At 43.5% G+C, this 19,443-nt stretch carries 21 protein-coding genes; 4 read left to right on the forward strand and 17 right to left on the reverse strand.

The window, feature by feature from the left end:
• Positions 1-9 precede the first annotated feature (9 nt).
• The 9 genes from atpD to AZI87_RS07000 all read right to left on the reverse strand — a co-directional run bounded on the left by atpD (position 10) and on the right by AZI87_RS07000 (position 7,698).
• Positions 10-1,416 (reverse strand): F0F1 ATP synthase subunit beta, encoded by a 1,407-nt coding sequence (gene atpD, locus AZI87_RS06960; RefSeq protein ID WP_063205738.1) that lies wholly within the window; start codon positions 1,414-1,416, stop codon positions 10-12.
• 11 nt (positions 1,417-1,427) lie between these two features.
• Positions 1,428-2,315: an ATP synthase F1 subunit gamma gene (gene atpG, locus AZI87_RS06965; RefSeq protein ID WP_063205740.1), complete on the reverse strand. Its 888-nt coding sequence runs from the start codon at positions 2,313-2,315 to the stop codon at positions 1,428-1,430.
• Positions 2,316-2,327: 12 nt separating this feature from the next.
• The gene (gene atpA / locus AZI87_RS06970) at positions 2,328-3,851 is read right to left on the reverse strand and encodes a F0F1 ATP synthase subunit alpha (RefSeq protein ID WP_063205742.1); all 1,524 of its coding nucleotides are present in this window, start codon (positions 3,849-3,851) and stop codon (positions 2,328-2,330) included.
• Between the two features lie 2 nt (positions 3,852-3,853).
• Entirely contained in the window at positions 3,854-4,402 is a 549-nt protein-coding gene (gene atpH, locus AZI87_RS06975; protein WP_063205744.1) for an ATP synthase F1 subunit delta, read from the reverse strand.
• Between the two features lie 3 nt (positions 4,403-4,405).
• On the reverse strand, positions 4,406-4,954 hold the full coding sequence (locus AZI87_RS06980) for an ATP synthase F0 subunit B (RefSeq protein ID WP_063205745.1): 549 nt from the start codon (positions 4,952-4,954) through the stop codon (positions 4,406-4,408).
• Positions 4,955-4,964: 10 nt separating this feature from the next.
• Complete coding sequence (locus tag AZI87_RS06985) at positions 4,965-5,396, reverse strand: ATP synthase F0 subunit B (RefSeq protein WP_063205747.1); 432 nt, start codon at positions 5,394-5,396, stop codon at positions 4,965-4,967.
• Positions 5,397-5,490: 94 nt separating this feature from the next.
• Positions 5,491-5,856, reverse strand: a complete 366-nt coding sequence (locus tag AZI87_RS06990; protein ID WP_041875711.1) for a bactofilin family protein — start codon at positions 5,854-5,856, stop codon at positions 5,491-5,493.
• A complete protein-coding gene (locus AZI87_RS06995; RefSeq protein WP_063205749.1) occupies positions 5,847-6,872 on the reverse strand; it encodes a ParB/RepB/Spo0J family partition protein in 1,026 nt (341 codons plus the stop codon). Before AZI87_RS06995 ends, AZI87_RS06990 begins: the two co-directional genes overlap by 10 nt.
• A complete protein-coding gene (locus tag AZI87_RS07000; RefSeq protein ID WP_063206606.1) occupies positions 6,865-7,698 on the reverse strand; it encodes a ParA family protein in 834 nt (277 codons plus the stop codon). Before AZI87_RS07000 ends, AZI87_RS06995 begins: the two co-directional genes overlap by 8 nt.
• Positions 7,699-7,819: 121 nt before the next feature.
• Here AZI87_RS07000 and AZI87_RS07005 point away from each other — a divergent pair, with 121 nt between their 5' ends.
• Positions 7,820-8,320 carry a hypothetical protein gene (locus tag AZI87_RS07005; protein WP_155722509.1) on the forward strand — a complete coding sequence of 167 codons (501 nt, stop codon included), beginning with the start codon at positions 7,820-7,822 and terminating at the stop codon, positions 8,318-8,320.
• A 27-nt stretch (positions 8,321-8,347) separates the two neighbouring features.
• Here the strand turns inward: AZI87_RS07005 and rsmG are convergent, their stop codons facing one another.
• The 8 genes from rsmG to rpmH form a co-directional block, all read right to left on the reverse strand.
• Positions 8,348-9,013, reverse strand: a complete 666-nt coding sequence (gene rsmG / locus AZI87_RS07010; RefSeq protein WP_063205751.1) for a 16S rRNA (guanine(527)-N(7))-methyltransferase RsmG — start codon at positions 9,011-9,013, stop codon at positions 8,348-8,350.
• The gene (gene mnmG, locus AZI87_RS07015; protein ID WP_063205753.1) at positions 8,964-10,892 is read right to left on the reverse strand and encodes a tRNA uridine-5-carboxymethylaminomethyl(34) synthesis enzyme MnmG; all 1,929 of its coding nucleotides are present in this window, start codon (positions 10,890-10,892) and stop codon (positions 8,964-8,966) included. The genes rsmG and mnmG overlap by 50 nt, the downstream gene beginning before the upstream one ends.
• Before the next feature lie 2 nt (positions 10,893-10,894).
• The gene (gene mnmE, locus AZI87_RS07020; RefSeq protein WP_063205755.1) at positions 10,895-12,337 is read right to left on the reverse strand and encodes a tRNA uridine-5-carboxymethylaminomethyl(34) synthesis GTPase MnmE; all 1,443 of its coding nucleotides are present in this window, start codon (positions 12,335-12,337) and stop codon (positions 10,895-10,897) included.
• A gap of 71 nt (positions 12,338-12,408) precedes the next feature.
• Complete coding sequence (locus tag AZI87_RS07025; RefSeq protein ID WP_063205757.1) at positions 12,409-12,969, reverse strand: protein jag; 561 nt, start codon at positions 12,967-12,969, stop codon at positions 12,409-12,411.
• A gap of 50 nt (positions 12,970-13,019) precedes the next feature.
• Positions 13,020-14,657, reverse strand: coding sequence for a membrane protein insertase YidC (yidC, locus tag AZI87_RS07030; RefSeq protein WP_063205759.1), 1,638 nt, complete (start codon positions 14,655-14,657; stop codon positions 13,020-13,022).
• Positions 14,641-14,964 carry a membrane protein insertion efficiency factor YidD gene (gene yidD / locus AZI87_RS18425; protein ID WP_367613501.1) on the reverse strand — a complete coding sequence of 108 codons (324 nt, stop codon included), beginning with the start codon at positions 14,962-14,964 and terminating at the stop codon, positions 14,641-14,643. Before yidD ends, yidC begins: the two co-directional genes overlap by 17 nt.
• Positions 14,876-15,235: a ribonuclease P protein component gene (gene rnpA, locus AZI87_RS07035; RefSeq protein ID WP_063205761.1), complete on the reverse strand. Its 360-nt coding sequence runs from the start codon at positions 15,233-15,235 to the stop codon at positions 14,876-14,878. Before rnpA ends, yidD begins: the two co-directional genes overlap by 89 nt.
• Positions 15,225-15,374 (reverse strand): 50S ribosomal protein L34, encoded by a 150-nt coding sequence (gene rpmH, locus AZI87_RS07040; protein ID WP_011166211.1) that lies wholly within the window; start codon positions 15,372-15,374, stop codon positions 15,225-15,227. The genes rnpA and rpmH overlap by 11 nt, the downstream gene beginning before the upstream one ends.
• Positions 15,375-15,558: 184 nt before the next feature.
• On the opposite strand from rpmH, the gene dnaA reads away from it, so the two are divergent.
• The 3 genes from dnaA (at position 15,559) to recF (ending at position 19,435) form a co-directional block, all read left to right on the forward strand.
• Positions 15,559-16,974 (forward strand): chromosomal replication initiator protein DnaA, encoded by a 1,416-nt coding sequence (gene dnaA, locus AZI87_RS07045; RefSeq protein WP_063205763.1) that lies wholly within the window; start codon positions 15,559-15,561, stop codon positions 16,972-16,974.
• A gap of 227 nt (positions 16,975-17,201) precedes the next feature.
• Positions 17,202-18,308 carry a DNA polymerase III subunit beta gene (gene dnaN / locus AZI87_RS07050; protein WP_063205765.1) on the forward strand — a complete coding sequence of 369 codons (1,107 nt, stop codon included), beginning with the start codon at positions 17,202-17,204 and terminating at the stop codon, positions 18,306-18,308.
• The gene (gene recF, locus AZI87_RS07055; RefSeq protein ID WP_063205767.1) at positions 18,308-19,435 is read left to right on the forward strand and encodes a DNA replication/repair protein RecF; all 1,128 of its coding nucleotides are present in this window, start codon (positions 18,308-18,310) and stop codon (positions 19,433-19,435) included. Before dnaN ends, recF begins: the two co-directional genes overlap by 1 nt.
• The last annotated feature ends 8 nt before the right edge of the window (positions 19,436-19,443 follow it).

The following is a 19,443-nucleotide window of genomic DNA, read 5'->3' on the forward strand; positions in this document are numbered from 1 at the left end:
GTGCAGGTATTACGCCTGCAACTTCTTCGCTTTCTCGATAACGTCTTCGATAGTTCCAACAAGGTAGAACGCCTGCTCTGGAAGAGCATCGTGTTTACCATCAAGGATCTCGCGGAAACCTTTAACAGTGTCTTTGATATCAACGTAGCGACCTGGCAAACCAGTGAACTGTTCAGCAACGAAGAACGGCTGAGACAAGAAACGTTGAATTTTACGAGAACGAGATACAACAAGTTTATCTGCTTCAGACAACTCGTCCATACCCAAGATCGCGATGATATCTTGAAGTTCACGGTTACGTTGCAACAACGCCTGAACGTCACGAGCACATCTGTAGTGTTCTTCACCGATCACGCTTGGATCCAAAAGACGTGAAGTTGACGTCAATGGGTGAACCGCAGGGAAGATCGCCATAGCTGCGATATCACGGTCAAGATTCGTAGTCGCATCCAAGTGAGTAAATGTAGTTGCAGGAGCTGGATCCGTATAGTCATCCGCAGGTACGTAAACCGCTTGAACTGACGTGATCGAACCTTTTTTAGTAGAAGTAATACGCTCTTGAAGAGTACCCATCTCTGTAGACAATGTTGGTTGGTAACCAACGGCAGAAGGGATACGGCCAAGAAGTGCAGAAACTTCGGCACCCGCTTGAGTAAAGCGGAAGATGTTATCAACGAAGAAAAGAACGTCTTGGTTTTCAACGTCACGGAAGTATTCAGCAACAGTCAAACCAGTCAAAGCAACACGCGCACGTGCTCCTGGTGGCTCATTCATTTGACCGAAAACTAGAGAAGTCTTAGCCAATACGCCAGACTGTTTCATCTCTTGCCACAAGTCATTACCTTCACGAGTACGCTCACCTACACCGGCGAACACAGAGAAACCACCGTGCTCAGTAGCGATGTTACGGATAAGTTCTTGGATAAGAACTGTTTTACCAACACCCGCACCACCGAACAAACCGATCTTACCACCCTTTGCGTAAGGAGCTAGAAGGTCAACGACTTTAATACCAGTCATCAACATCGCAGCTGCAGTAGCTTGGTCTTCGAACTTAGGAGCAGTTCTGTGGATACCCCAATGTTCTTTAGCGTTTACTGGACCCATTTCATCGATAGGCTCACCAACAACGTTGATGATACGACCCAAAGCTTCGCGACCAACTGGTGCTGTGATTTGAGTGCCCAATGCTTTAACTTTTTCGCCACGAACTAAACCTTCAGTTTGGTCCATAGAGATCGTTCTTACAACACCGTCACCCAAGTGCTGAGCAACTTCAAGAACTAGGTTGTATTCAACGTCAGAGATAAATTTATTAGATACACGAAGAGCAGAGTTGATCGCTGGAAGTTCTCCGCCTTCAAACTCTACGTCCACTACGGGACCCATAACCTGTTTTACTTTACCGAATGCCATTATTCAGCTCCCTATCCTTTAAGCGCTTCAGCGCCAGATACGATTTCAATCAATTCTGTAGTAATTTTTTCTTGTCTCAATTTGTTGTACGTCAGAGTGAGTTTATTGATCATCTCTTTCGCATTGTTTGTCGCGTTTTCCATCGCGCTCATACGAGCACCATGTTCACCCGCAACAGACTCGGACATACATCTGTAAACTTGAAGGTCGAAATGCTTCTCAAGCAACTCTTTAATGATTTGCTCTGGAGCTGGTTCGAAAATCATATCTACAGAAAAGTTCGCTGCAGTCTCAGCTTCAGTGTTGAAAGTCGTCAATCCAAGATCAATTGGAAGAAGAGTTTCAGCCGTTACAACTTGAGAAATTGCAGATTTGAATTCGTTGTGAATCACACGCACTTCGTCGTATGCACCTTCGAGGTAGTCATTCATCACACGATTCGCAACTTTAGAAGCCAACTCATAAGAGATGTCTTTATCAAGCTTCGTGATGTAATCAACCGGCTTAATACCTCTTCTGGCGAAGTAGTCATGACCACGACGACCCACGAAAAGGAAATCGATCTTCTCAAGGTTTGCTTTATTACTATTATAATAAGCTTCAGTGAATTTATTGATATTGCTGTTGAAGGCGCCACAAAGACCGCGATCTGAAGTGATAACAACAAGCAAAACTTTCTTTACTTGTTCTTTCTTCTCCATCAACGGATGCGTCACCTTGTTTGTCACAGCGATATCCGCAATCACCTTACGCAAAGTCAGAGCATAAGGACGCATATTAACGATGTTATTCTGCGCCTTTCTCAACTTCGCAGCAGACACGAGCTTCATCGCTTTCGTGATCTGCTGGGTGTTTTTAGTGGACTCAATCTGAGCCCGGATATCCTTCAAGCTTGCCATTTAAGCACCAAATTACTTGTTAGAAGGTTGGAAGATAGCTTTGAACTCTTCAAGAGCTGCTAACAACGCTTTTTTAGTGTCGTCGCCAATAGCTTTCTTCTCGCTAATAGTTTTGATGATGTCAGAGTGCTTGTTTTTCAAGAACTCGATCATCTCTTTTTCGTATCTCTTAACGTCTGTTTCTGGGTAAGCATCAACGAACGCGTTTCCAGCCGCGAAGATCATAACGATTTGCTCTTCAACTTTTACTGGAGAGTACTGAGGTTGTTTCAACACTTCGATCAAACGACGACCACGAGCCAACTGTTGTTGAGACGCTTTATCCAAGTCAGATGCGAACGCAGCGAATGCTTCCATAGAACGGAACTGAGCAAGCTCAAGTTTCAAAGAACCTGCAACTTGTTTCATCGCTTTAATTTGAGCGGCACCACCCACGCGAGAAACTGATTTACCTACAGAGATAGCTGGACGCACACCTTTGTAGAATAGATCTGATTCAAGGAAGATCTGACCGTCAGTGATAGAGATCACGTTCGTTGGGATATATGCAGAGATATCGCCCGCTTGTGTTTCGATGATTGGCAATGCAGTTAATGAACCGCCGCCTTTATCAGCTGACAATTTAGAAGCACGCTCAAGAAGACGGCTATGGCAATAGAACACGTCGCCTGGGTAAGCTTCACGTCCTGGAGGACGACGAAGAAGAAGAGACAATTGACGGTAAGCTTGAGCTTGTTTCGTCAAGTCATCGTAAACGATCAATGCATGTCTGCCAGTATCACGGAAGTATTCCGCCATTGCCGTACCAGAGTAAGCAGCAAGATATTGAAGTGGAGCTGGATCAGATGCATTCGCCGCGATAACAGTCGTGTACTCAAGAGCGCCCGCTGCACGCAATTTTTCAACTACTAGAGCAACAGTCGATTGTTTTTGACCGATAGCTACGTAGAAGCAATGAACGTTTTGACCTTTTTGGTTGATGATAGCGTCAACTGCGATAGTCGTTTTACCAGTTTGACGGTCACCGATGATCAACTCACGTTGACCACGACCGATTGGTACTAGAGCGTCGATAGCTTTGATACCTGTTTGAAGAGGTTCTTCAACTGGGTGACGGTATACGATACCAGGTGCTTTTGTCTCAACGATACGAGAGTGAGGCGTGTTGATAGGACCACGACCGTCGATCGGGTTACCAAGAGCGTCTACTACGCGACCAAGAAGAGCTTCACCAACTGGAACGGAAACGATTTTTTTAGTTCTTTTAACAGTGTCGCCTTCTTTGATTTGGCGATCTTCACCAAACAAAACGGTACCAACGTGACCTTCTTCAAGGTTCAATACCATTCCGTATACTTCACCTGGGAACTCAACAAGTTCACCAGCCATTGCGTTTTCAAGACCGTAGATACGAGCAACCCCGTCCCCTACTGCAAGAACGCTACCTGTTTCACTTACTTCAATCTTTTTATTGTATTGATTGATTTGCTCTTTGAGAACGCGACTGATTTCGTCGGCACGGATTTGTGTTTCCATTTTTAGTTGGCTCTCCTGTTTAATTCTTCATTCAATTTTTTTAAGTGCGTGTCGATACTGTCATCAAAAGTCCATCCGCCAACTTGAGCAACAACGCCGCCCAAAAGCTTTGGATCTTGCTGGTAAGTCAATACGATCTTCTTATTAAGGACCTTATTGATTTTTTGTTCGATTTCTTTTTGTGCATCAGCTGACAGCGGCTGAGCAGAACGAATCACGCCACGAGTGATACCCTCTTCAAGGTCCAACATTTCTTGGAATGCGTGAACAACTTGATCAAGTGCCTCAAGACGGCCTTTTTCGCCCATCAATACCAATGTATTAAGCACTTCCTGAGAAACGCCTTTACCAGTCAAAGCCGCTTTTACTGCAGTGACTTTTTGGTCAGATGAAATCATCGGATTTGCAAAATAACTTTTTACAGAAGCGTCCATTTTGAAAGCCTCAGAAATCGCTTTCAATTCACCGAACACTTTTGAGTGTGTGCCTTGTTGTTTTGCTACGGCCAAAAGGGCTTTCGCGTAACTTTTTGCTACTTCACTAGTTCTCATCGGCTACACTCCAACGTGGTTGATAAAATCTTTTTGAAGTTTTTGTTGATCAGCGGAACCAATGTCTTTTGTCAAAACAGTGCGAGCCGCCTCCATAGAGTCTTTCAAAAGTTGATTGCGCAATTCGTTTTGTGCGCGCTGAACTTCAAGCTTTGCCGTCAACTCTGCATCTTGACGAATGCGCTTAGTAACTTCGTTAGCTTCATCCAAGATTTGTTTTTTCATGTCGTCAGCATGAGCTTGAGCTTTACGAAGAGACTCTTCGCGAGTCGCATCCAAGTTCGCAAGTTTGTTTTTGATATCAACAAATTCTTTTTCTGCTTGCTCGCGAGCAAATGCAGATTTTTGAGCCGCCTCTAGGTAAGCCGCTTTTCTTCCAGAGAAGAAAGATACGATGCCATCTTTAGTGAAATAGATAAGACCCGCAACCAAGATAGCTACGTTGATCGCCTGGTACATAACCGCTGATGGAATACCATCATGGTGACCACCGCCAGCCGCAAGTGCTAGCGCAGGAGCTGTGATAATAAAAAGTGATACAAGCAACTTCATGTCTGCCCTCTTATTTTAACAACTTAGTAGTGATTGCCATCGCCACAGCACTTGTTTGAGTTTTCAACTCAGACGCCGCTGCTTGAACTGCAGATGTGATTTTTGTGCGATTGGATTGAACAAGCTGCTCAGATTCAGAACGAGCTTTAGCAACAAGAGCTTCGTAGTCTTTGTTTGCTTGAGATTTCGCGGCATCAACGATGCTTTTAATCTGAGAGTTCAAGTCACGAGTTTTGGTTTCGTACTCAGTTTGCAACTCTACGGATTTATTTTGATATTCAAGAGCTAGATCTTCGCCCCCCTTTGTTCTTCTTTGTCTTTCATCCAAAGCGTGCGCATATGGTGCGAACACGACTTTGCTTAGAAAGATCAAAGCAATAGCAAAAAGAACAAACTGAAAGGCCGCTGTGGTATTGATACCTAATTGTCCAAAAATGTCCATTTGGTTGAAATCCCTACTGATTTTTTGAGCTTTGGGATTAGCATCCGTGCTTGGAACTGGTCAACGTAATTTTACTACTTGATAATGTTAGTGCCTAAGACTTAGGCATATAGGACGCACCCTCGAAAACAACCCCTTCATCAATGCGCAAACTAGGGCTTGTCACCGTGCCTTTAAACACAGCAGGTGGGTGCATAATAACTCTGCGGCGGGCAAAGAGATTTCCCTCAACCCGGCCACTAATAACTATAGTATCAGCCTCAATTTGGGCGGTCACAAAGGCGCCCTCATTAATAACGATGGTATCTTTAGTAAAGATTTCCCCCTTAAAATCCCCGCCGATTTGCACGGTGCCTTCGAAGCTGAGCTTTCCTTCGAAATGCGTCCCCTGGTCAAGGATTGCTGTCACATGACCAGAAAGGAGATCTTCTTGTAATGATGGAGGAAATGCTACTGCCATCCTTCTTTAAGCCTATCTACTAAGTTAGTAAGTTCATCGTCCGAATAGAAGTGAATACTAATCTTACCTTTTGAGTTGGAATAATCAATGTTCACTTTCGTGCCCAGGATCTTTTGTAGCTCGTCGCCAAGCCCCGCGATCAAGCGTTGTGTAACATTAGAATCAAAGGAGACTGGCTCCTCTTTTTCGTCCGCTCCCTTTACAACGGCCTGCACCATTTTTTCGAGCTTACGAACCGCAATTTTTTCGTTCACAACTTTTTTCGCGAACTCAAGCTGCTTCTTTGGATCCGGCAAAGCCAAAAGAACTTTTGCGTGTCCCACGGATAAAGTGTTTTCAGAAATCATGTTTTTAATTTCTTCAGACAAAGAAAGAAGGCGCACGGCGTTTGCGACTGTCGCACGATCCTTACCTACTTTTTCAGCCACTTGCTGTTGAGACAATTTAAACTCTGTGATGAGGCGAGAATAACCCTCTGCCTCTTCGATCGGATTCAAATCTTCACGCTGAATATTTTCAACAATCGCCAATTCAAGTGCTTGTTTGTCATCGTAATTCTTAAGGATAACTGGAACTTCATGAAGTCCCGCAAGCTGAGCCGCTCTCCAACGACGTTCCCCGGCTACGATTTCAAGTTTCCCTGCGGTCGTACGACGAGCCACGATCGGCTGAAGAATTCCGTTCTCTTTAATAGACTGAGACAGCTCTTGAAGCGGCTCTTTTTCAAAGGACGTACGTGGTTGGTACTTACCCGGAGAAAGCTTATCAATTCCCACTTTCCAGATTTTGCTCTCAGGATCTACGGGAGGGGCGACGGGTGTCGCTTGTTGAGAGCTCACAGGAGCAGTGGGAGTTGATGGAGTTGCTACATTATTAGATGCTGTTGCGCCAGTCGGAGCCGACGCAGAAGGAGCCTTGGTTGGAATTTCTGCCGGAGCAGGTCCGCCCAATAAAGAGCCTAGGCCGCGACCCAAACCCTTCTTTTTGTTTGAAGATTCAACAGCAAAATCAGACATTTACTTCCCCTTCGTAAGCATTTTGTTGTGTCTGCGGAGCTGCTTCCGAAGTCGTTTTTTGCACTGAACGCGCAATAACCTCTTTAGCTAATTCCAGATATCTTGTCGCGCCGATGGATTTGCTGTCGTATTCGAAGATGGATTGACCATGGCTCGGTGCCTCGCTGAGGCGTACATTTCTTGGGATGATGGCGTTAAATACTTTATCGCCAAAGTGATTCTTGATCTCGGTCACAACTTGGTGACTTAGATTATTACGACTATCGAACATCGTTAGAACGATGCCTTCGATGTGCAATTGCGGATTCAAATTCTTTTTGATCAAACCTGCTGTATTTAGAAGTTGGCTCAATCCTTCCAGCGCATAGTATTCACATTGAAGTGGTACCAAGAAACTATCTGCCGCATTCAAAGCATTTAAAGTAATTAGACCCAATGATGGTGGACAGTCGATGATCACGAAGTCATATTGATCAGCTACTGTCGCGATCGCTTGTTTAAGACGATATTCACGATGCGGCATATCAACAAGCTCAATCTCTGCTCCGACTAGATCAGGATTAGCCGTGGATACCTTTAAGTTTCCATTTGCTGTGTTTTGAGTAGCCTCGGCCAAAGTTTTTTCGCCGATGAGTACGTGGTAGCTGTTCGCATCCTGGCTTTCGTATCTTTTGATACCCAAGCCGCTGGAAGCATTCCCTTGAGGATCCATATCGATCAAAAGAACTCGTTTTCCGAGGGTAGCCAGGGCAGAAGAGATGTTAACAGACGTCGTTGTCTTGCCTACGCCACCTTTTTGGTTAGCTATACAGATCGTTTTTGCCATTTTTCCTCCTTGAGATTCAAAAATCAGACTTTTTGGAAAAACTTGCAAGAATAAAGACTAGTTTTTCGCGCCACACCTTATGATTTTTTGAAAAACAGCCGATGTTCCACGTGGAACAACCATGTTTTTACGAATTGTCTGCCTAATCATTCTTTCTTTCGCGCTTTCCGCGTGCAATAAGCCGGATCCAAACCCCGAGCTGAAAGATCCTATTTATTCAGATCTATCTGCAACTCTCGCGGCGACAACTCAAGCGATTGAGGCAGAGAAAAAAGCTCTTGAGGGATTCCAAAAGGAATTGTCAGAAGTAGTTCCGCAAACAGGACAAATTAAGTATGCGCAAAAGAGAGTTTTCGACTCCCAACAAAAGATCGCGCGCCTTGAACAAGAAAAGCAGTATTATGAGCTGAAAATTGAGGCTCGAAAGAAGTCTTCGAAGAAATCCTATATGGCGGCCTTCAAGAAGGGTGAATCCTGGCCGAATCCAAAAGAATTCGAGGACTATCAAGCAGAAAAGAAGTTTAGGGAAGCCAAAAGAACCTGGGATGTGAAACAACGCATGCAGGAGCTGGGTGTAGGAGACGAAAAAGCCCCAGCGGCACCGGCTGAGGCTCAACATTAGAATGTTCCACGTGGAACATTGAATGATTTAGGCGATTTTCTCTGTTTTAACGACTGAAAACTTCACGGCACCTACCGGAAGCTTGTATTCTCCCACAAGTGATGGCGTCCAGATGGAACAAAGCTGTGTCGGAATTTCTCCAACTTCAATCCCCCACTCCTCGCTCTTAAGATGGAATAGAAGACCGCCCTTTGGCATAAACTTACGTGCCACTAGAATTGTGCGGGATATATTGGAAAAACCACGAGTCATAGCAAAGTTCACGCTGTTCTCAGGCAATGATTCCACATTCTTATTTTCAATAGACACATTTGAAAGCTTTAACGATGCGGCCACGTGGTTTAAGAACTCACACTTCTTTTGATCCGTATCAACCAAAACAACGTTCACCTGCGGGTACAAGATCGCAAACACCAAGCCCGGGAACCCATTGCCGCTGCCAAGATCAAATATCTTATCGATCTTCGCATTGGATTTATGAATGGCCTGTGAAGCTAAAATAGAATCAGCAAAGTGAATCGCGTCAGCTACAAAAACCGTCTTAGGAGAGATCAAACTCAGAGTGCGATTAAACTTCAGAAGTTCTTCGTGGTAAGCCTTAAGTCGAGTCTTAATCTCAGGACTTAAATCCGGAAACCATTCATCAATTCGCCAATATATGGTCGGAGCGTCCTGTTGATCCTTGTTGTTCAAGTCCCATCTCCTTGATCTTTTTGTGACCTTTTAGATGGATCATTATAGCCTGAATTGCAGATGGATTGACACCACTTATGCGTTGAGCTTGGCCTAAGGTACGTGGCTTAACGCGTTGCAGCTTATCTTTTTCCTCGTTAGAGAGGCCGCGAATATCTGCATAGACCAAGCCTTCCGGAAGAACCATTTCTTCTAATCTTTTCGATTGATTGATGAGCTCCATCTGTCTTTTCACGTAGCCAGAGTACTTCACTTCAATTTCAACTGGTTCACTGACATTTGGATCAGCATCCACGCTAAAATTAAGCTGTTCTAAGTGAGAACAGGAAATCTCAGGTCGGCGCAGCAACTCTTCGAAAGTTAAAGACTTTGTTAATTCTGGAGTCGGAAATGTCGCTAACAACTCCTGAACATCTTTGGTTGGATAAACCTTTTCTGAGCGCAGTCTTTCAAGCAAGTTTTTACGTTTCAACTGAAGATCACCCAAGATTTGCAAAGAAGCTTCAGAAACAATACCGATCTTTGAAGCAATAGCCCCTAACCTGTCGATAGTATTATCTTCTCTCAGAACCAAACGATGTTCTGCGCGTGACGTGAACATGCGATAAGGTTCGCGCGTTCCTTTTGTCACAAGATCGTCGATAAGAACACCAATATAGGCTTCATCGCGATTCAAAATAAACTCATCACGACCTAAAATACTGTGAGCCGCATTTATGCCGGCAACAAAACCTTGAACTGCTGCTTCTTCATATCCGGAGGTTCCGTTAATTTGTCCAGCCAGGAAGAGCTGACGAATTGTGCGGGTTTCAAGACGATGCCAAATTTGAGTTGGTTCAATATAGTCATACTCAACCGCATAGCCGTAGCGAACGACTTTAACATTTTCCAAACCCGGAATCGTTTTCAAGAAAGCATCTTGAACATCTTCAGGCAGGCTTGTTGAAATCCCCTGAAGATAAATAAGATCCGTATTTAATCCTTCGGGCTCTAAGAAAGTCTGATGACTGTTTTTTTCTGCGAAACGAGTGATCTTATCTTCGATCGATGGACAATAGCGCGGTCCTACACCCTCAATGATTCCGCAGAACATAGGTGATTTATCTAAGTTAGCACGGATAATTTCGTGAGTTTGTTCGGTCGTGCGAGTTAGGTAGCAAAGAATTTGCGGAAGCTTCAACTGATTGGAAGAGCGATAGCTAAAAGGATAAACCTTTTCATCACCCGCTTGAGGGGTCGTTTTAGCCCAATCAATACTGTCTTTATGAAGGCGCGCTGGAGTTCCCGTTTTTAGGCGCTTCACCTCGAAACCAAATTGTGCCAACTGATCTGATAAACCGATAGAGGGTTTATCACCCACGCGGCCGCCCGCCTCTTGGCGAAGACCGATGTGCATAACACCATTCATAAAGGTGCCTGTCGTGATGATCGTTGCTTTGGCGAAAATTTCAGATCCATCTTGAAGAACCACGCCAACACAAAGATCTTTCTCTAAAATCAGGCGCTTTACTTCACCCTCTAAAAGATCCAAGTTCGGTTGATTTTTTAAGGCGTCAGTTTGAAATTGAGAATACAGATGTTTGTCATTTTGAACACGGGTCCCACGAACCGCGGGGCCCTTGGAAGAGTTTAGGCGTTTGTACTGGATTGTGGTCTCATCAGCTGCCACACCCATTTGTCCACCCAATACATCAAGCTCACGAACCATGTGGCCTTTTGCCAAACCACCGATAGAAGGATTGCAGCTCATGTAAGCAATGCGATTGATGTTGGAAGTAACCATTAATGTTTGAAGTCCAAGACGTGCTGATGCCAAACAAGCTTCAACGCCTGCATGTCCCGCGCCGACAACAATCACATCATATTTTTTTGAATTCATAGTTACTTCCCGATACAAAACTCTTTAAACACACGATCCATGATTTGATCATCAAAGCGTTTGCCTAAAGTTTCTTGGATGGCGATCAAGGCTTCTTTAAATTCCAATGCTAGGAACTCTTCACCTAAGCCATCTTCAACAACACTCTTAGCGCGCTTTGTGTTCTCAAGAGCTCGCGAAAGATTTTCGAGATGACGAGAGTTGGAAATCAAAACAGTGTTTTCCATCTGCAAGTCTGCAAATTCATTCACGAGTTCATCAAGGACTTGGGCACGCACCTTTTTATCAAGAGCGCTTACAAAGAACACTTTTCTTTTGAAGAAGCCTTCTAAGTCCCCGATTTTTTGGAAAAATTTACTGTTTTTAAGGGCATTTTCGACACTTTTTCTATCAGGAGAACCCGATAGACGGTCTGTTTTATTAGCTAAAATATAGGTTCTTTGAGGATCTAAACCATCCAAAATGGTGACTTCTTCCGGAGAAATCCCCTTTTCAATATCAAAGACAAAGAAAACCACATCAGACTCACCTGTGGCCTCACGGCTTCTTTGAATACCGATCTTTTCAACTAGGTCTGATACGGATTCGCGTAGACCTGCCGTATCTAGGAATGTGAATTTCACACCCTTAAAGCTAGTATCCCCATGAATCACGTCACGAGTGGTTCCTGGAATATCTGTGACGATAGCTCTTTCGTCTTCTAAGAAAAGATTTAAAAGGCTCGATTTACCAACATTTGGAAGACCTGTTAAAACAACGCGGAAACCATCTTTTAAAAGGCGTCCCACTTTGAAAGTTGAAACCAACTCTTCAAGTCCGATTTGGATTTTTTCAAGACGTGCGATCACAACGCTGTCTTCAACAACCTGAATACCTTCAGTCGAAAAATCAATTCCCGCTTCAGCCAATGCTAGAACCCAAGTCATATCATCTTCGATGACTTCTAGTTTTTGCGATACGGAACCTTTAAGTTGACGAAGCGCCAGGCGCGCCGCTTGCTGACTTTGACTTTCGATCAAAGAAAGAACACTTTCCGCCTGAACTAAGTCCAATTTTCCATTCATAAACGCACGATAAGTGAACTCCCCACGATCTGCGGGACGCGCGCCTAAAAGAACTAATTGTTGAAGAATACTTTGGCAAATGACCGGGCTTCCATGGCAAGAAATCTCAATAACTTCTTCTCCCGTGAAAGAGCGACCGTGTTTAAAGTAAGTTGCCAAAACCTCGTCAATCTCTTCAGCTTCTTGGTTTCCTTGAGCAAGGGATTTCAAACTACCAAAATAAGCTTTATGAGACTCAGGATGTTCAGGCAAAAAAGAACAGATCTTTGAAACAATGGAATAAGTGCTGGGACCACTCACACGAATGACGGAAATACCGCCGACTCCGTGAGGAGTGGAGACCGCACAAATTGTGTCTTTATCACGATCCCCACGAAACATTGAAAACTCCTCTTGGTTACTGCTTCAGCCTATGCGCCCGAAGGCGCTTTGGCTCTGCCGGCGTCCGCCGACTAATCCTGTACTACTGCAGAGTCGTCTGCAGAGCCTTGAGATTGTCCTTTGGCTGGATAAATTTTGATCTTTTTGTAAAGGCCATCACCTAACGAACGGCTTTTTACGCGTGGATCTTTCGCAAGATATTGATGAACAACTTTGCGATCTTTTGGTGGCAATGCACGGTAGTAAACTGATTTACCTTGCTCGATGCAGATAGCTTTCAAGTTTTCTGCACGCTCAATCAATGCATTTGCGGACTCATCACGATAACCACCACAATCTACTGTGATGTTCGTTTTGTCTTCTGGGAAATTGTGTTGAACGACGCGCTTAAGGAACAATTGGAAAGCGTCTAGCATCTGACCTTTTTTATCTTTAAGGATTTCTTCGTCAGCACCGTTGAATTCTACAGCTAATGTAGATCCGCCGTCTTCTTCCTTCTCAGATTTGAGTTCGAAAGTAAGATCGAATTGTGCTTTCTCGATGATCCCCTCTAAGGTCTTTTGAATAAGTGCCTCAACTTCGCTGTTAGCACCTTTGCTTTTTCCCCCGAAAAGCTTGCTAAAAAAACCCATTTTACCTCCTAGGTATAAAAATCTATTTCAAACGGAGCTTTAAAAAGCTCTTACTTCTTCGCCTTGGCAACAACTGCAGGTGCAGGAGCTGGCGACTTATCACGCATGATCAACCATTGCTGAATGATACCGAACAAAGTGGAAACAACCATATAAAGAGTCAAACCACTTGGAAGCTGCAACATGAACAACGAGAATACCACCGGCAAGAACAACATGATTTTTGCCTGCATCGGATCCATTGTTGATGGCGTGATCTTTTGTTGAATGAACATGAACACGGACATCAATACCGGCAACACATAGAATGGATCATGCGCACTTAGATCGTGGATCCATAGTACAAACGGAGAGTTATAAAGCTCAATACTTGAACCGATAACACGATATAGAGCGAAGAAAACCGGAATTTGTAAAAGCATGGGCAAACAGCCACCAAGTGGGTTCGCGCCGTTTTGTTTCATCACGGCCATCATCTCTGTATTCAAACGCATTGGATCGTCTTTATACTTTTCACGAAGGTTTTGGATAATAGGTTGAACCTTTTGCATCGCCTTCATGGATTTGAAAGACATGATGTTGAAAGGAAGAACACACAGACGAACCAAAAGCGTCAGAAGAATGATCGCAAAACCCCAGTTACCCACCATTGAGTGGAAAGCCTTCATCACATAAAGAAGAGGGCGCGCGATAAAACCAAAGAAACCGAAATCAATAATCTGTGCAAGCTCAGGATCTACAGCTTTTAAAGCGTCGATTGATTTAGGGCCCGCATAGAAAATTTCAGAGAAATTCATCTCAGATTTCAATTGTACCGGCTTATAAACCAGTTCAGCCAACGCCGATTTATTTGCTACTTCAGAAGAAACTTTCACCTCAGGGATGATTTCTGATTTATCAAGAATCGCTGCTGCAAAGTATTGAGAGCTTACTGACAAGATAGAAGTAGATTGGAACTGCTGAACAACGTTTTCTTTTGCGTTGCTGAAGTTCACCGTCTCATGAGTCCCACCAGAATGAACGATGAAGAAATCTTGGTGCTCATATGATGGGAAGAAGAATGAAGAAGAACCTTTCACGTGAACTGTTTCAGGAATCAATAGTGAGAAGCCCTTTTTAAAGTCTTCAGTTGGATTTGAAACAGTGATTGTATTTGTGAAAGATGAATTTTCTGGATTGAATTTTAATTCTCTTTTCACTGTTGTTGAACCGACCGCCGCAGTTCCAACATAGTGACCAGGAGCTTCTTCAACTACGTTGAAAGTCACAGGTTTTTCATCCCCTGCCCAACGCATTTCGAACATCGCAAGTTTGTCAGATTGACCAATCTTGATGTTGTTCTTTTCTTTATCCTGGTAGTTATTCACTGTGAAGTTCTTAAGGCCCATCCCATGATTAGTCAGAGCGAAAGAGACTTTATCAGTTTTGAAATTGAAGATCTGTTCTTGAGCTTCAGGTGCGGCTACGACTTCAGATTTAGTTTCGATGGCGCTACCTGGAGTGGCAGTAGCTGCAGGAGTCGCATTTGATTCTGTTTTCTGAGCTTCAGTTTGCTCAGTTTTTGGTTGGTTATAGCCGGGATATTTTTTACCAAGATATGTCTGCCAACCGAAGTAAACAATAGCGACAGCAGCTACGGCAATAAGTGTTTTGGGGTCAAAGGAGGGGTTGTCATTCTTTTGTTGCATGGATACTTCCTTTTTGAGGAACCGGATCGTACCCATAAGGCCCGCCCGGACGACATTTACATACTCTCTTTGTGATTAACCAAAGAGCTTTATGAGTATGATGAGTTTGAATGGCCTCTAATGCGTAGGCGGAACAACTGGGTTCAAAGCGACAAGAACCACCCAAATGAGTAGTCCCTAATGTTCGATAAGCCCCGATCAATAACCAAAGCGCTGCCTTAGATATTTTTTCGAAGGACTTCCAAACCGCGATCCAAAGCTTTGACAAATTCCTCGTGTGGGAGGCCTTTATAAAAGTTTGTATCAATAGGTTTAAAGATGATGTTGATGTCGGCTTCAATAGGTTTTCCCGCCACAAGTGAAGCCCTGAAATATTCCCGTGACCAACGTTTCAATTTATTTCGAACAACAGCCGAGCCGATTTTACGACTAGCAGTAACTCCGAAACGCAACTGACCTACTGAGTTCTTCTGATAATTCAGAAGTAACCATTTAGTAGGCCAGTATCTTTTTCCCGTTTGTTTTAGAGAGAGAAAATCAGAACTTCGCTTAATAACTAGTGGAGAACTATTTTCCACCTGTAGAAACCGTCAAACGCTTTCTTCCTTTAGCGCGACGACGATTAAGAACTTCTTGGCCAGCTTTTGTAGCCATACGAGCGCGGAAACCGTGTGTAGTTTTACGACGTTTATTTGATGGTTGGTATGTACGTTTCATTACTCTTCTCCCCGGACAGAAAATTACGACGCTAAATGACGTCAGTTACATCTATATATGTATGCCACAAAGTTGTTCACAACTAGATACGTGGGGCACTAATAAAGCACGTTGCGGCAATAAGGTCAACTGTTGAAAACTTCAGCTCCCCTTGTTAAGACCTGCCCTGCTTGAGGGGAATCGCGTGGAGTTAAACTCGTCTTTTTGGACACTAATCAAATCAAAGATGAAAAGCCGGAACGATAACAATAAGTTATTGGATACCTGGCTGGACCCTATTGAATACGTGAATACCGCGGGTACTCAAGAACGACCAAGAATAATACTTGGGGTCCCAAATGCTTTACATCAGTATTTTGTGATCGAAAATCTTCAAGATAAAATTTACACTGAGATTTCGGATACTTACGGGAAGCCTTTTGAGGTTGAGTTTAGTATTACGGGGAACAAAGTAAATGCTCATATTGAGACTTCTCATATCCCTGATGAAGTTATGGGTGGTACAGAAATCCTTCAGGCGCAATTAGCTCGTGCTCAGAATATCCAGATTACTCAACCAAGGTCTGGGCAGGATACTCTTAACCAAGAGCTTACCTTCTCCACATTCGTTGTGGGAAAAAATTCCGAGTTCGCGCATGCAGCTTGCTTCAATGTCGCCCGCAACCCTGGGGCCGACGATTACAACCCTCTCTATATATATGGACCGGTTGGAATGGGTAAAACGCACTTACTTCATGCCGCTGGAAACCATATTCGCGAGCAATATCCGCAACTTAGAATTACCTATATTTCGGCTGAACGCTTTATGAATGAGTGTATTTCGGCGATTCGTCGCCACGAAATGGATAAGTTCCGCCAAAAATATCGCGAGAACTCAGACATTCTTTTAGTGGATGACGTGCAGTTCATCGCACGCGGTGAAGCGGTTCAAGAAGAATTTTTCCACACTATCAACAGCTTTATCGACAGTCGTAAGCAAGTCATCTTAGCCAGCGATCGTATGCCGAAAGATATCCATGGTTTAGAAGACCGCAGTCGCACTCGCCTAGAACGCGGTTTGATTGCAGATATCACTATGCCGGATTTAGAGACTCGTATCGCGATCCTGCGTTATAAAGCCGAAAAATTTAACGTTCGTTTACCTGAAGATGTTGTGAATTATATCGCAAGAATCTCAAAACGTTCGATCAGAGAGCTTGAAGGTAATCTTAAGAAGGTCAAAATGTTCTCTGAACTGCAAGGCCTTCCGATCGATCACGAGCTTGTTAAACGCATTCTTTCGCACCATGAAACGCAATCCACGATCTCTGTTGAAGAGATCATGAAGCTTGTAGCAGACCATTATAAAGTGCGCGTTTTGGATCTTAAATCCTCTACTCGCGCCAAGCCAATTGTCGTTCCACGTCAAATTGCGATGTATTTGATTAAGAAGTTCTTGGATAAATCTTTAGTGGATATCGGGAAGGCTTTTGGCGGAAAAGATCACACAACTGTGATGAATGCTCTAGAACGCGTCAAGAATCTACAATCCACGGATCAAGATATTTCCAAAGATATCGAAGATTTAGAACAGAGAATCCACAATATCACAGGCGTGTGAATGTGGACTGTGGATAAGGTTGAGGAAAAATTTGGGGCTTAAAATGTGGATCCGAGTTACCCCCAAAATCAACCAAGTTTAAGACGATTTATGCAGAGTCTTTATCCACAAGTGTTTTTTAGTGTTTACATGGGTTTAGGGGATTTGTTAGGTTTTCCACGCCCCTACTACTACTACTAGTTATTTATATTAATAGTAATAGTTAATAAGAGGGCTCAAGAGGTTGTATGAAACTTGAAATTGATAAAAGAGATTTATTAAGCCTTATCGGAAAGACACAGAACATTGTTGAGAAGCGCAACACAATGCCCATTCTCATCAACGTCCTTTTGGAAGCTGATCAAAATGCTTTAAAAGTTTTTGCAACAGATTTGGAAGTCAGCCTGACAGACCAAACAAAGGTTCAAGTACATCAACCGGGAAAAGTGGCGGTCTCTGCAAAAAGTCTTTTCGAAATCGCAAAAGAACTTTCTGAAGGCCCAATCACTTTAATCAAAAAAGAAAACAACTGGTTGGAAATCAAGCAAGGGAAGTACACTTCAAAAATCGTCGGTATCTCTGCTGAAGAATATCCGATCTTCCCAACATACAACTCTCAAGGTTTTATCAGCATCAATGCCGGTGTTCTGAAAGAGATGATTGATAAAACAATCTACTCTGTTTCCAATGATGAAACTCGTTACCACCTGAACGGTGTGTTCTTTGAACTTTCACCTCAAGGTGGATTTAAGATGGTGGCGACGGATGGTCACCGTATGAGTCTAGTGAACAAACCGCTTTCTGAAGTGAAAGTGGCCGCTACTCAAGGTGTTATCATTCCTCGTAAAGGTCTTCACGAAATCAAAAAGATTTTGGAAGGCATTGATGGAAATGTGGAAATCGCAATCGAAGGTTCTCAATTCGTGTTGAAACATTCATCAACAATCTTGATGATCCGTTTGATCGAAGGAAAGTACCCGAATTATCAACAATTTATTCCACAGAAACTTCCGCAAAAAGTAATGATCCACCGTGAAGCATTCTTAACTTCATTGAAGCGTGTATCACTTTTAGCGAACGTAAAATCCAAAGCGGTGCTGTTAAATCTTTCTAACGGCCGTATGGAAATTTCTTCGAACAACCCAGAGCTTGGTGACGCGAAAGAAGAGATCGAAGTTGAATACGCAGGCGGAGAAATTAAAATTGGTTTCAACGCGAAGTATGTGACTGACATCTTGACGAGTATGAGCCAAGACAAAATTGATTTCGAATTGAACGATCATCTTTCTCCTGGATTGATCCGTCCTCACAACGACACGTCTTACACTTGCGTTGTGATGCCTATGAGAATCTGATGATTTTTGAAAAGCTACGTCTTGTTAATTTTCGTAATTACCGGGACGTAGTAGTTCCATTTTCTCCGCGTGTGAATGTATTTGTCGGTGAAAATGGGCAAGGTAAAACAAATCTTCTTGAGGCCATGTACCTGATTTCTCAAGGAGACTCTTTTCGCTACAGTGATAATCGCACCTTGATCAACTCGAATAACCAAGAGGCTTTGATCCAAGCGCTGATTACTCAAAATGATCTCCACTACAAACTCAAACTTGGATTAAGCAAAAGTCGCAAAGTACTAACTTTGAACGATAAGAAAGTGTCTTCCACTGACGTGCGCAAGATTTTTGCTAGTGTCGTGTTCAGTCCCGAAAGTTTAGCATCGATCAAGGAAGGTGCGGATTATCGCCGTGAACTTGTAGATGAATTACTCATCACCTTTGAACGAAGAAATGCGGATTTGATCGCGGAATATCGCAAAGCTTTGAAAACGCGCAATAAGATCCTTAAAAACTATTTGGAGGGTTTGAACGACAAAACGGTCACGGAGAACCTTTTGGACGCTCTAAACCCCCAATTCTTGCGTTTAGCGGCCGATTTAAGCCACGCCCGGATCAATGCTCTAGCGGGTCTTTCGAAAGATTTTAATAATGCCATGCAGTACATTTCTAAAAATGACGCTGTGGATATCTCGGTGGAATACCTGATTTCGGATCAAAATGCGGTGGGTTTTACCCGAGAAGAAGTCCAATTTGCGCTGCAAAAAAGGATGAATGAACTGCATGATGCGGAGCTCTCATCTGGAACCAGTCTGGTAGGCCCTCACAAGCACGATATTGTGTTCCTATATGGGCAAAAAGACTCAAGATTTTATTGTAGCCAAGGGCAGCAAAGAGCCATCATATTGTCTTTCAAAATGGCCCAAATTGTGTATCATAGGAAGGCTCACGGAACCTATCCGGTTTTGATGTTAGACGATGTTTTATCTGAACTCGATAAAGCCAAAAGAGATGCACTGATTACGTTCTTACACGAGATCAATACGCAGATTTTTGTGACGACGACAGATTTCACATTGCCTGAATCTTTCAGCCTCGATCAGCTTTCCGTTTTGCGCATCAAGGATGGTCACATCCTCGATGAATAACTTCACTC

Source organism: Bdellovibrio bacteriovorus (assembly GCF_001592745.1).
In the GTDB taxonomy this organism is placed as follows: domain Bacteria; phylum Bdellovibrionota; class Bdellovibrionia; order Bdellovibrionales; family Bdellovibrionaceae; genus Bdellovibrio; species Bdellovibrio bacteriovorus_B.